At 67.1% G+C, this 13,150-nt stretch carries 9 protein-coding genes; 5 read left to right on the top strand and 4 right to left on the bottom strand.

What is annotated here, in order from left to right:
- The first annotated feature begins 135 nt into the window (after positions 1 to 135).
- Positions 136 to 939 carry a PhzF family phenazine biosynthesis protein gene (locus tag AAN986_RS20425; protein ID WP_047218721.1) on the top strand — a complete coding sequence of 268 codons (804 nt, stop codon included), beginning with the start codon at positions 136 to 138 and terminating at the stop codon, positions 937 to 939.
- 38 nt (positions 940 to 977) lie between these two features.
- Entirely contained in the window at positions 978 to 1,718 is a 741-nt protein-coding gene (locus AAN986_RS20430) for an SOS response-associated peptidase (RefSeq protein ID WP_017406928.1), read from the top strand.
- A gap of 54 nt (positions 1,719 to 1,772) precedes the next feature.
- Here the strand turns inward: AAN986_RS20430 and blaOXA are convergent, their stop codons facing one another.
- Complete coding sequence (gene blaOXA, locus AAN986_RS20435; protein WP_241150390.1) at positions 1,773 to 2,573, bottom strand: class D beta-lactamase; 801 nt, start codon at positions 2,571 to 2,573, stop codon at positions 1,773 to 1,775.
- A 229-nt stretch (positions 2,574 to 2,802) separates the two neighbouring features.
- Here blaOXA and AAN986_RS20440 point away from each other — a divergent pair, with 229 nt between their 5' ends.
- Together AAN986_RS20440 and AAN986_RS20445 are read left to right on the top strand one after the other, a co-directional pair.
- Complete coding sequence (locus AAN986_RS20440) at positions 2,803 to 4,134, top strand: ammonium transporter (protein WP_047218723.1); 1,332 nt, start codon at positions 2,803 to 2,805, stop codon at positions 4,132 to 4,134.
- Between the two features lie 69 nt (positions 4,135 to 4,203).
- Positions 4,204 to 4,512, top strand: coding sequence for a hypothetical protein (locus AAN986_RS20445; protein WP_016449753.1), 309 nt, complete (start codon positions 4,204 to 4,206; stop codon positions 4,510 to 4,512).
- Positions 4,513 to 4,537: 25 nt separating this feature from the next.
- Here AAN986_RS20445 and AAN986_RS20450 read toward each other — a convergent pair whose 3' ends face one another.
- Genes AAN986_RS20450 through AAN986_RS20460 form a run of 3 tightly spaced genes read right to left on the bottom strand, consistent with a single transcriptional unit; the run spans position 4,538 to position 9,400 of the window.
- Positions 4,538 to 6,166: a SpoVR family protein gene (locus AAN986_RS20450; RefSeq protein WP_016449754.1), complete on the bottom strand. Its 1,629-nt coding sequence runs from the start codon at positions 6,164 to 6,166 to the stop codon at positions 4,538 to 4,540.
- A complete protein-coding gene (locus AAN986_RS20455) occupies positions 6,163 to 7,431 on the bottom strand; it encodes a YeaH/YhbH family protein (RefSeq protein ID WP_016449755.1) in 1,269 nt (422 codons plus the stop codon). The genes AAN986_RS20450 and AAN986_RS20455 overlap by 4 nt, the downstream gene beginning before the upstream one ends.
- Positions 7,432 to 7,477: 46 nt before the next feature.
- Positions 7,478 to 9,400 carry a PrkA family serine protein kinase gene (locus AAN986_RS20460; protein WP_016449756.1) on the bottom strand — a complete coding sequence of 641 codons (1,923 nt, stop codon included), beginning with the start codon at positions 9,398 to 9,400 and terminating at the stop codon, positions 7,478 to 7,480.
- A gap of 372 nt (positions 9,401 to 9,772) precedes the next feature.
- Between AAN986_RS20460 and AAN986_RS20465 the strand changes: the two genes are divergently transcribed.
- The gene (locus AAN986_RS20465) at positions 9,773 to 13,126 is read left to right on the top strand and encodes a mechanosensitive ion channel domain-containing protein (RefSeq protein ID WP_047218724.1); all 3,354 of its coding nucleotides are present in this window, start codon (positions 9,773 to 9,775) and stop codon (positions 13,124 to 13,126) included.
- Positions 13,127 to 13,150 lie beyond the last annotated feature (24 nt).

Genomic DNA, 13,150 nt, shown 5'->3' on the forward strand with positions numbered 1-13,150 from the left:
AGCCGCGTGGGCCGGCATGCCGGGCATGCATGCCTCAGCTCCGTCCTGCCGGACCGTAGAATCCGCGCGCAGCCATTGGAGACAGAGACAACAATGACGGGCTGCACACGAATCCGACCCAAAGGCCTTTTGCAAATGCAACTCCCCATCCACGTCATCGACGCATTCACATCGGAACGATTCAAGGGCAATCAGGCCGCCGTCATTCCCCTGGATGCATGGCTTGCCGATTCCACGCTGCAGGCCATTGCCGCCGAGAACAATCTTTCGGAAACCTCGTTCCTGGTCTGGAGTGCCGAGCGCGCCGCCTTCGAGATCCGCTGGTTCTCCCCCCTGACCGAGATCGCGTTCTGCGGCCACGCCACGCTGGCGAGCGCCTTCGTGCTCTTCGAGGCCGACCCGGCGCTGCGCAGCATCACGTTCTGGGCCGCCGCCGTGGGCAAGGTCACGGCCGCGCAGGAGGATGGCGGACGCATCGTCATGACCTTCCCGCGCCGCGATGCCAAGCCGCTGGATGAGGTGCCCGCCGCACTGCGCGAAGGCCTGACGCCCGCACCCACGGCCTATCTCGTGAACCAGCAGGCCTACGTGGCCGTCTACGCAACCGAAGACCAGGTGCGAGCCGTCAAGCCGGACCTGGAGCGCCTCAAATCACTGGGACCGCTGGATGTGGTAGTGACGGCGCCTGCGGATGCGGGCGCCTCCCATGACTTCGTCAGCCGCTACTTCTGGCCCGCCAATGGCGGCGAGGAAGATCCCGTCACGGGCTCCATCCATGCGGCGCTTGCGCCCTACTGGGCGGGCAGGCTGGGCAAGAACCGTCTGATCGGCCACCAGGCCTCTCGCCGCACGGGCACGCTGTTTTGCGAGGTGACCGATACCAGCGTCGAGGTGGCGGGCCATTGCGCGCGTTATCTGACCGGGACCATTACCGTCTGACGCCCGACTTTGCGCTGGCACGCAGGTACCATCCGCGCATGAGTACCCACTACGAATCACTGTCGCAAGCCGACGCCTACCGCGACGCCTTCGGCGTGGAGGCGCCTGCCGCCAGCGAGCGCAACATGACACCGCGCAAGTCCGGCTTTTTCATCCGCAGCGTCGCCGTGGCCGCGGATGCCGCCACCGGACAGCAAGAACCCTCCGCTTCCGACACACCGCCCGCGCCTGCGGCACCGCCCGCACGCGAGCTGGTTGCCGCCCAATGGGGCCTGGTGCCGCACTGGGTGAAGTCGGCCTCCGATGGACGGCTGCGCGCGCTCAAGCTGGTGAATGCGCGTTCGGAGACCGTCTCCACGGCACAGGCCTTCCGCGATGCCTGGCTCAATGGCCAGCGCTGCATCGTGCCCATGGCCGCCTTTTTCGAGGATGACTACCGCAACGGCAAGGCCCTGCCCACGCGCATCTCGCGCATCGACGGCAAGCCCATGGGCGTGGCCGGCGTGTGGGCGCAGTGGACGGGCCCGGATGGCGAGGTGCTGCTGAGCTACGCCCTGCTCACGGTCAACGCCAACAGCCATGCGCTGCTGCACCGCTACCAGCAGCCCGGCGCGGAAAAGCGCATGCCGGCGATTCTCAACGAAGGCGCCTACGACGCCTGGCTCAACGCGCGCGTGGAAAAGGCGCGCGAGTTCATGCGCCAGTACCCCTCCAACTGGCTCACCGCCAACCCCGTGGAGCGCAAGGCCGACAAGCGGCCTCCAGGCCTGATGGGCTGATGGGCTGATGGGCTGATGGGCTGATGGGCTGACGCATGGGGCTTGTCCCGCGCGCTACGGCGCCTTGGGCAACGCGTTGATGGAGCGCAGGATGTCGCGCGTGATGGCCTGGCGCTTGGGCAGGTCGGCCAGCCGGTGGGGCGTGTCCATGTTCATGGCGAAGAACACGGGGCCGGCAGGCCATTCCACCCAGCCCACCCACCAGCCGATACGGCCCGTCCAGCCGGTTTTGGCGCGCAGTATCCAGTCGGCGCCGGCCTCGTTGACCATCACGTCCTTCACCAGCCGCTGGTGCTCCACCGGCAATGGCAGCCGATTGCGGTACAGCCGCTGCAGGAAGGCCACCTGCTCCAGCGCCGAGATGGCCAGATCGCCTTCCACCCAGAACGGCTGCTCGCCCGTGGCCAGCGCATTGCCGTAGTCGATCTTGCGCATGTAGGCAGCCTCACGCGCACTGCCAAGCTCCCTGGCAAAGCCTTCGTACACCCAGACGGTGGAGTTGCGCATGGCCGAGCGCAGGTCCTGATCGGCATTCCAGGCCGGCAACTGGCGCTTCACGCCATCCCAGGCAATGCGCTGGAACTCGTCGCGCAGCAGGCCGGCGTCCAGCGCGAACAGGCTGTGCGGGATCTTGAAGGTGGAAGCGGGCGAGTAGCGCCGCGCCGCGCGTTCACGGTTGTGGACGTAGACGGCTTCGGCCGGGCCTCTGGCATCGACCACGGCGATGCTGCCATCGACCTTGGCATCGGCAAAAAAGCGGGCCCACTCGGGCCTGTCCTGCAGTTCGGCAGCCGCCAGCGCCGCCTGTGACAGACAGGCGAGCAGCGCGGCGCACATCAGATTTCTTCGATTCATGCCGGCAGTTTAAGAGCTGCACCACCGCACGCCGATGGTGCACCGTCCGCCCGGCTGCCCTGTTTTGACTCGCGGTTTTCCCGTTTTGGTGTTCCGGCTGCATCGCACGGCCCCCAAGGGCCCCGTCTGCGCTGGCACGACTTGTGCAAGGCCGCTGCAGGCCGGCCAATGCAGCCATGGCGGCAACGGCAGACGGCCCCATGACCACAACAAACAAGGGAGTCATTGCATGCACAGGTGCGCACGGGCATTGAGAACATTGGTGGCGGGAGGATGGGTTGCGGTCCTGGGTGCGGCGCAGGCGGCCGAGCAGGCGATCACGCGGCCTTCGCTGGTGGCGGTGGAATCCATCAGCGCCGTGGACACGGTCTGGCTGATGACGGCCACGGTGCTGGTGCTGCTGATGACGCTGCCCGGCATTGCGCTGTTCTATGCGGGCATGGTGCGCCGCAAGAACGTGCTCAACACCATGGCCAGCGTGGTGGCGATTGCCTGCCTGGTCAGCATTCTGTGGTTCGCACTGGGCTATTCGCTGGCCTTCACGCCCGGCAATGCGTGGATAGGCGGTGATTCGCGCGCCTGGTTCGCGGGGCTGGATTTCAACGCCGCCAAGGGCCTGGTGGCCGTGAGCCACCTGGCGCCGCACGTGCCCGAAGCAGCCTATGCCATGTTCCAGCTGGCCTTTGCCATGATCACCGCCGCCTTGCTGGTGGGCGCCTGGGTGGAGCGCATGCGCTTCGGTGCCATGCTGATCTTCGTGGGCTTGTGGAGCCTGCTGGTCTATGCACCGGTGGCGCACTGGGTGTGGGAGCCGGGCGGCTGGCTGGCGCGCATGGGCGCGCTGGACTTTGCCGGGGGCACCGTGGTGCATGTGAACGCGGGCGTGGCCGGGCTGGTCTGCGCCTGGTTCCTGCGGCCGCGCCGCGGCTACGGGCACGAGCCCTTCGAGCCCTACAACCTGGCCCTGACCATGATGGGCGCGGCGCTGCTGTGGATGGGCTGGTTCGGCTTCAACGCCGGCTCATCGCTGGCCGGGGACAGCCGGGCGGCGCTGGCGCTGGCCGTCACCCACATTGCCGCCAGCGCGGGCGCCCTGGCCTGGTCGCTGGCCGAGTATGTGGTGCGCGGCAAGGCCACGCTGCTGGGGCTGTGCTCGGGGCTGGTCGGCGGCCTGGTGGCGATCACGCCGGCAGCCGGTTTCGTGACGCCGCTGTCGGCGCTGTGCATCGGCTCGATGGCCGGTGTCGCCTGCTATTGGGGCGCAACGGGGCTCAAGCGGCTGCTGGGCGCGGACGATTCGCTGGATGTGTTTGGCGTGCATGGCGTGGGCGGCATCGTGGGATCGCTGCTGACCGGCGTGTTTGCCAGCCCGCAGATCGGCGGCGTGCAGGCCAGCGTGCTCACCCAGGCCGTGAGCGTGCTGGCCGTGGCCTTGTTCACGCTGGTGGCCACGGCGGCGCTGCTGTGGCTGCTGGACATGCTGATCGGCCTGCGCGTGGATGAGGAAAGCGAACTGCAGGGCCTGGACCTGGCGCTGCACCGCGAACGCCTGAGTGGATGAACGGCCGGGCCGCGAAGCGGCCCGGCACCCGATCGCCCGATGATCGTCAAACCGAAGGAGTGCCACTACATGCCCGAAAGCGAACTCCTGGCCATCGCAGCGCACCTGCATGTGCTGCTGCGCAGAAGCTGCGGCCGCGTGACCGATACCGAATGGCTGGCGGCCAATGCCGAGTACGCCGCCGAAATCATCCGCTTCGCCCGGGAGCAGGAAGGGGCGCGCAGCACGCCCGAGCTGGTGGAATGGACCCATCGCTTCGAAGCGGCCTGGAATGCCGCGCTGGCCGGCCCCGCCGAGCGCTCGCCGCTCATGCAGCGCGCAGGCGAGCTGATGCGCCAGCGTGCGGAAAACCGCAAGTACGTGGGAACGCTGCGCTAGGGCCTGGCTGGCTCAGGCAGGAGGATCAGGCCGGTGGAGCGGGCACCGAGTGCAGCAGCACGGGCGCGTCGCCATCGCCGTTGACGCTTTCCAGCTGCACGCCAAAGCCCCACAGGCGCGCTGCGTGCTTGAGCACTTCCAGCGCATCGTCGGACAGCGGCCGGCCCTGGTAGCGGGTGTGGCGCAGGGTGAGGCAGCGGTCGCCGCGCAGATTGACGTTCCAGACCTGGATATTGGGCTCGCGCGCGCCCAGGTCGTATTGCTGCGACAGCGTCTGGCGCAGGGTGCGGTAGCCGTCGTCGTCATGGATGGCGCTGACCAGCAGCTCGCGTTCGCTGGCGTCGTCATGGATGGCGAACAGCCGCATGTCGCGCATCAGCTGTGGGCTCAGGTACTGGCCGACAAAGCTCTCGTCCTTGAAGTTCTGCATGGCATGGTGCAGCGCCGGCAGCCAGGGCGTGCCGGCCAGGTCGGGGAACCAGCGGCGGTCTTCCTCGGTGGGGTCCTGGCAGATGCGGCGGATGTCGCGGTACATGGCAAAGCCCAGCGCATAGGGATTGATGCCGCTGTAGGCGCGGTGTCCGGCGGGCGGCTGGTAGATGACGTTGGTGTGAGAGGACAGCCATTCGATCATCACGCCGTCGGTCAGCCAGCCTTCGTCGTACAGGGTGTTGAGCAGGGTGTAGTGCCAGAACGTGGCCCAGCCCTCGTTCATCACCTGGGTCTGGCGCTGCGGGTAGAAGTACTGGGCGATCTTGCGCACGATGCGCACGATCTCGCGCTGCCAGGGCTCCAGCAGCGGGGCGTTCTTCTCGATGAAGTACAGCAGGTTTTCCTCGGGCTCCTTGGGAAAGCGCTCGCTGTGCTGCGCCGCGCTGTCCTTGCCCGGGCGGGCCGGCAGGGTGCGCCACAGCTCGTTGACCTGCTGCTGGGCATAGGCCTCGCGCTGCTCGCGCTCGGCCCGCTCGCGCGCCAGGCTTTTCTTGGAGGGGCGGCGGTAGCGGTCCACGCCCAGGTTGGACAGGGCATGGCAGGAGTCCAGCCATTGCTCCACCGTCGTCAGGCCGTGGCGCTCCTCGCACTGGGTGATGAAGTCGCGCGCATAGACCAGGTAGTCGATGATGCTGCCGGCATCCGTCCACATGCCGAACAGATAGTTGTTCTTGAAGAAGCTGTTGTGGCCGTACGCCGCATGGGCGATCACCAGGGCCTGCATGGCCGTGGTGTTCTCCTCCATCAGATAGCTGATGCAGGGATTGGAGTTGATGACGATCTCGTAGGCCAGGCCCATGTGGCCGCGCCGGTAGCGCCGCTCGGTCGCCATGTATTCCTTGCCGTAGCTCCAGTGGCGGTAGCCCACGGGCATGCCCACGCTGGCGTAGGCGTCCATCATCTGCTCGGCCGAGATCACTTCCAGCTGGTTGGGATAGGTGTCCAGGCCGTAGCGTTCGGCGGCGGCCGCAATCGCTGCGTGATAGCGTTCGATCAGCTCGAAGGTCCAGTCGCTGGGATCGGGCAGAGGCTCGGCCGGCCGCTCCCCCGCCGGCAGCGGCGCGGAGGGCACGATGCGCTGGGCCCGTTCGCTGGCCAGATGGGATTTCCACTGCGGCGTGGCATGGCGGGGCGCCAGCACGGGATAGTGAGAGAGGTTCATACCGATACCCCCTCTTTCTTGAACAGGTCGCGGAACACGGGGTAGATCTCGCTGGCGTCCGACACCTTGCGCATGGCGAAGTGCGAGAACAGCGGCAGCACCTGGCTGTACTCCTGCCACAGGCTCTGCTCTTCCTGCACCACCTGCACATAGGCGAAGTAGCGCACCAGCGGCAGGATCTTGTCGACCAGCAGGTTGCGGCAGTTGGAGCCGTCGTCGCCGAAGTTGTCGCCATCGCTGGCCTGGGCCACGTAGATGTTCCAGTCCCCGGACGGGTAGCGCGCGCGGATGATCTGGTCCAGCAGCACCAGCGCACTGCTGACCACCGTGCCGCCGCTTTCCTGGGAGTGGAAGAACTCGTCCTCGCTGACCTCGGCCGCCTGCGTGTGGTGGCGGATGAAGACGATGTCGATCTTCTCGTAGTGCCGCGTCAGGAACAGGTACAGCAGGATGAAGAAGCGCTTGGCCAGGTCCTTGCGGTCCTGGTCCATGGAGCCGGACACATCCATCACGCAGAACATCACGGCCTGGCTGATGGGCGCAGGCACGCGCGTGCGGTTGCGAAACCGCAGGTCGATGGGGTCGAGAAAGGCCACCGTGCCCATGCGCAGCTTCAGCGCATCGATGCGCTGCTGCAGCTCGGCCGCCGCCTCGCTGGTGCCATCGTCCTGCGCCAGCAGCGCTTGCAGCTGCTCCTCCAGTGCCTTGAGTTCGCGGTGCGGCGCCTTGGTCAGCGCAATGCGCCGGCCCAGGGCGCCGCGCATGGTGCGCAGCAGGGCCAGGTTGTGCGGCGTGCCGTCGTGGCTGTATCCGGCGCGGCGCGTCTTGTACTGCATGGTGTTGCCGATGTGGGTGCGCAGCAGGCGCGGCAGGGCCAGGTCTTCAAAGAACAGTTCCATGAACTCTTCCTTGGTCAGGGTGAAGGTGAAGTCGTCCTCGCCCTCGCCGCTGTCGCTGGCCTGGGAGCCGCCGCCGCCTGCGCCGCCCTGCGGCCGGGCAATGCGGTCGCCGCGCACATGCTCGGTGTTGCCCGGGTGCACCGTGTCATGGACGCCGCCCTGCCCATGGTGGAACACGGGCTCGCGGATGTCCTTGCGCGGGATGGAGACGCTCTCGGACTCCTCCATGTGGCGGATGCCGCGCTTGTCCACCGCGCGGCGCACCGCCTCGGCGATCTGCGCCTTGTAGCGGCGCACGAAGCGCTCGCGGTTGCCCACCGACTTATTCTTGCCGGCCAGCCTGCGATCGATGATTTGCAATGCCATCTGTTCCCCCCAGCCCGGGCGCGCCGAAGGGCGGCGCACCCACCCGTCAGTTGCTCTTGCGAACGCGCAGATACCACTCGCACAGCAGGCGCACCTGCTTGGACGTATAGCCCTTGGCCTCCATGCGGGTGACAAAGTCCTCGTGCTTGCGGGCATCCTCGGCACTGGCCTTGGCGTTGAAGCTGATCACGGGCAGCAGCTCCTCGGTATTGGAGAACATCTTCTTCTCGATCACCACGCGCAGCTTCTCGTAGCTGGTCCAGCTGGGGTTCTTGCCCTGGTTGTTGGCCCGCGCGCGCAGCACGAAGTTGACGATCTCGTTGCGGAAGTCCTTGGCATTGGCGATGCCTGCGGGCTTCTCGACCTTCTCCATCTCGGCGTTGAGCGCGTTGCGGTCGAAGGCCTCGCCGGTATCGTTGTCGCGGTACTCGCTGTCCTGTATCCAGTAGTCGGCGTAGGTGACGTAGCGGTCGAAGATGTTCTGGCCGTACTCGCTGTAGCTCTCCAGATAGGCCGTCTGGATTTCCTTGCCGATGAACTCGGCATAGTGCGGCGACAGGTATTCCTTGATGTAGCTGGTGTACTTGGTCTCCAGCTCGGCAGGGAACTGCTCGCGCTCGATCTGCTGCTCCAGCACATACATCAGGTGCACCGGATTGGCCGCCACCTCGGTACTGTCGTAGTTGAAGACCTTGGACAGGATCTTGAACGCGAAGCGCGTGGAGATGCCCGACATGCCCTCGTCAACGCCCGCATAGTCGCGATACTCCTGGAAGCTCTTGGCGCGCGGGTCCGTGTCCTTGAGGCTCTCGCCGTCATAGACCTGCATCTTGCTGAAGATGCTGGAGTTCTCGGGCTCCTTCAGCCGCGTGAGCACGGCGAACTGGGCCATCATCTTGAGCGTGCCGGGCGCGCACACAGCGCTGGCCAGGGACGACTCGCGGATCAGCTTCTCGTAGATGCGCACCTCCTCCGACACGCGCAGGCAGTAAGGCACCTTGACGATGTAGACCCGGTCCAGGAAGGCCTCGTTGTTGCGGTTGTTGCGGAAGGCCTTCCACTCGCTCTCGTTGCTGTGGGCCAGCACCATGCCGTCGAAGGGAATGGCGCCAAAGCCTTCCGTGCCCTTGTAGTTGCTCTCCTGCGTGGCCGTCAGCAGCGGGTGCAGCACCTTGATGGGCGCCTTGAACATCTCCACGAACTCCAGCAGGCCCTGGTTGGCCAGGCACAGGCCGCCCGAGTAGCTGTAGGCATCGGTATCGTCCTGGGCAAAGTTCTCCAGCTTGCGGATGTCCACCTTGCCCACCAGGCTGGAGATGTCCTGGTTGTTCTCGTCGCCGGGCTCGGTCTTGGCAATGCCCACCTGCCTGGAGATGCTGGGATAGCGCTTGACCACGCGGAACTGGCGGATGTCGCCGCCCAACTCCTCCAGGCGCTTGACGGCCCAGGGCGACAGCACATGGTTGAGGCAGCGCCGGGGAATGCCGAACTGCTCCTCCAGCAGCGGCCCGTCCTCCACGGGGTCGAACAGGCCCAGCGGCGACTCGTTCACGGGCGAGCCCTTGAGCGCGTAGAACGGCACCTTCTGCATCAGGTATTTGAGGCGCTCGGCGATGGAGCTCTTGCCACCGCCCACGGGGCCCAGCAGATAGAGGATCTGCTTGCGCTCTTCCAGGCCCTGGGCCGCATGGCGGAAGAAGCTCACCACCTGCTCGATGGAGTCTTCCATGCCGTAGAACTCGGCGAAGGCCGGATAGCGCCGGATGACCTTGTTGGCAAACAGCCGCGACAGGCGCGGATCATTGCGCGTGTCCACCATTTCGGGTTCGCCTATGGCCGCCAGCATGCGCTGGGCGGCGCCCTCGTAGGCCATGGGATCGCGCTGGCACAGGGCGAGAAATTCGTCCAGCGACATCTCTTCTTCGCGAAGGCGAACGTAACGTGCAGCCGAGTTGCTGATGACATCCATACGACCTCTCCCGGCGGCACCCGAGGGCGAACAGTGCCGCGAAGTTGCAAGGCATTCGCTACCGTGTGGAACTGTTGTAGCACCTTGCATCCGCTTTGAATAGCTCATACGTCCCACATGTCTGCATTGCGCGCGAGGTCACAATGTCAGGTTCCTGGACTACCCCGCTTTTTGCGGCGCCGGGACAGGGGCTTGAGCCAGCCGGGCCTGCAGCAAGGCCCGTGAATACAGCGCCTCACGCTCCCACTTTTGAAAAATGATAGTCCGCACTCACACAGCGGCACAGGCCCGAATTCAGAACCGATGTCTCCTGCCGACACCCCCCTACTTGCCGCCGGTCGCCCATCGCGCAAACTGGCTGCCGTCACGCCGATGCACCTGCTGTGGGCCCTGTGCCTGCTGCTCGCCCTGCTGGCACCGGGCCTGGCCAAGGCCGCACCGGCAGCAGGCCCTTTGGGTGCCTTGCAGGGCACCCTGGGCGGCGGCTCCGCGTCCGACAAGGAACGAAGCAACGCCATTCAGACCCAGCTCGATGCCGCCGCCTCGGCCACAAAGGAAGCCGATGCGCTGGCCCAGGAACTGGACCGCATGCGCGCCAGGGCACGCACGCCCGTGCCGGCCCTGCCCGCGCCGCTGAGCGACGAGCAGCTGGGCAGCCTGTTCGATCGCTGGAAGGAACGCGTTCCCGCCAACGCCAGCCAGGAAGTGCTGGAACGCCTGCTGGCCGATGAGCGCGATGCCATTGCCGCCCTCAAGGCCGCCATCGAGAAATCCGCGGCCGACCAGGCCAATCTGGTGTCCCAGCCCGGCCCGGGGCGGATCGATCTGTCCATCCTGCAGCAGCGCGCCCAGGAAAACGCCGAGCCCGTGACCGCCGAGCCCGGCGAAGCCCCCGACCTCACCCAGGCACGCCAGGCAAGGCGCAGCGCAGAGCACCGCCGCGCCCTGCTGGAGCTGGCGCTGCGCCAGGAAGAGCAGTCCACCATCGAAGCCCGCCAGCGCCTGCTGGCCGCCCAGTTGCAGGCCCAGCGCCGCGAGCTGCTGGAGCGCATGCCGCGCGCCGCCTGGCTGACCCAGCGAATTGCCGAGCGCAGCCGCCAGCAGCTGGAGCAGCAGGTGCAGGAGATGGAGCTGGCCGCCCAGCACGCTTCCGCCGCCGATCCCGCCATACGCGACCTGGCCCAGCGCAATGCGGCGCTGGCCGCGCAGATCCTCAAGAACTCCAATGAACTGGCGCAGGAGCGCAAGACCCTGGCCAATGACGAATATGTGCGTGACCAGTTGAGCGCCACGCTGCGCGACACCCAGGCACGCCTGCGGCTGGGCGGTGGCAGCGCGGCCGTGGGCCAGTGGCTGTGGCAGCAGCGCGTGGAGCTGTCCTCCGGCAGCACCATGCAGGCCAGGCACCGGGCCGTGCAGCGCCAGCTGGCCGAGCTGCGGCTGATGCTGTTCAACTCCAGCAAATGGCGCCAGAACCCCGGCGCGGACACGGCGGCACAGGCCCCGGCCGACGCTGCGGATGCAGGCGGCGTGGCGGCACCGGAGCCGGCCGCCAACGCCACGGTATCTGCCCAGCAGACCGCTTTGCTGGCCCGGCAGGTGGCACTCACCGACCAACTGCAGCCGGTGTTGCTGCGCCGCATCGCCGTGCTGGAGCAGACCGACGACGCACTGCGCGCGGCCCTGCGCAGCGGCAATGAGTTGCGCCAGGTGCTGGACAAGGAGCTGCTGTGGTTCCCCAGCCACCGCCCCATGGACCGTACCTGGCTCAGCGAGTGGCAAGCGCTGGAGCAGGACATCGAAGGCAGCAGCTCGCCCTGGAAAACCGCACGCGCCCTGGCCGCCAGCATCTGGAACGATCCCTGGGCCTTTGGCGCCGTCGGCCTGATCGTGGCCCTGCTGCTGGGCCTGCGCCGCTACGCGCTGCGCCAGCTGCAGTCCATCGCCGTGCGCGTGGGCGACTTCATGCGCGACCACTTCGGGCTGAGCCTGCTGGCGCTGGGCTGGAGCCTGCTCTACACCCTGCCCTGGAGCTTTGCGGCCGCGGCGCTGGGCAGCCTGCTGCAAGGCCCCGAAACCGTGGGCACGGCGTTGGAGCCGCTGGGCGCCACCCTGGTCCAGCTCAGCGATTTCATCTTCGTGGCCACCTTGCTCAACGCCCTGTTCTGCCCAGGCGGGCTGGCACTGGCCCACTTCGGCTGGCCGGCTGCTCGCGTGCAGATGCTGCGCCAGATGGTGCGCCGCGCCGCCTGGCTGATCGTGCCTGCCGAACTGCTGGGCGGCCTGGCCTTCTACAGCCATGACAACCACGCCATCAGCACCTGGGGCCGCATCTCCATCCTCATGCTGTCGCTGGGCCTGGCCTGGATGGCCTGGCTGTACTTTCGCCGTGTCATGCAGCAAAAGCGGCCCGGCATCCACTGGGGCCAGATCGTCAGCGTGGTGCTGATGCTCATGCTCAGCGCGCTGGCCGTGGGCATCGTGCTCGGCTATGTCTACACGGCCACCGAAGTCATCCAGGCCCTGATGGCCAGCTTCGTGTTCCTGGGCGCGGTCGAGGTCGTGGTCAACCTGCTGCGGCGCTGGCTGCTGCTGGGCGAGCGGCGCCTGGCGCTGAACCGGCTGCGCGAAGCCGCCAGGCTGGCCCAGAGCGGCTCGGGCGTGGACACCGGCAAGGCCCCCACCGACGAAGCCACCCAGATGGCCCTGGTCACCGTGGGCGCCCAGGCGCACCGGCTGCTGGGCCTGCTGCAGCAGGTGCTGGTCGTGCTGACCCTGGTCTACGCCTGGCTGCCCGTGCTGCCTGCGCTGCTGCGCTCCGAAGGCGTGGTGCTCTGGTACACCACCAACACCGGCGCCGACGGCATCGCGCATGCCGCCCCCGTGAGCCTGATGGATGCGCTGCTGGGCGTGATGATCCTGCTGCTCACCTTCAGCTTTGCACGCAACCTGCCGGGCCTGCTGGAAGTGACGCTGTCGGCCTCCAACCGCATCAGCAGCTCCGCGCGCTACACCCTGGCCACGCTGGCGCGCTACGCCATCACCATCGCGGGCACGGTCAGCGCCTTCACGCTGCTGGGCCTGCGCTGGGGCCAGCTGCAGTGGATGGTGGCGGCGCTCACCGTGGGCCTGGGCTTCGGCCTGCAGGAGATCTTCGCCAACTTCGTCTCGGGCCTGATCCTGCTGGTGGAGCGGCCCTTCCGCGTGGGCGATGTCATCACCATCGACACCCTCACCGGCACCGTCACGCGCATCCGCACGCGGGCCACCACGGTGCTGGACTTCGACAACAAGGAAATCGTCATCCCCAACAAGACCTTCATCACCGGCCAGGTGACGAACTGGACCTTGAGCGACGACGTGACCCGCCTGGTGATCGACGTGCCCGTGGCCCACGGCAACGACCCCGAGCAGGTGCGCGACATGCTGCTGGACATTGCCAGGGAGCATCCCCAGGTGCTGCGCGAGCCCGAGCCCAACTGCTGGTTCATGGCGCTGGAAGGCAACGGCCAGCGCTTCGAGCTGCGCGCCTACGTGGGCAAGGTCGAAGACCGCCTGCCCGTGCGCCACGACCTCAACCGCCGCGTCAACGACCGGCTCAAGGACGCTGGCATTGCCGTGGCCTTCCCGCAGCTGGACCTGCATGTGCGCAACATGCCGGCCCATGCACCGGGGCAGGCACCTGGGCAGGCACCGGGGCAGACCCCACCCCATCCGACGGCATGAGGCCGACAAGTCCTCCGGTTCCAC

The organism is Delftia sp. DS1230 (assembly GCF_040112715.1).
In the GTDB taxonomy this organism is placed as follows: domain Bacteria; phylum Pseudomonadota; class Gammaproteobacteria; order Burkholderiales; family Burkholderiaceae_C; genus Comamonas; species Comamonas tsuruhatensis.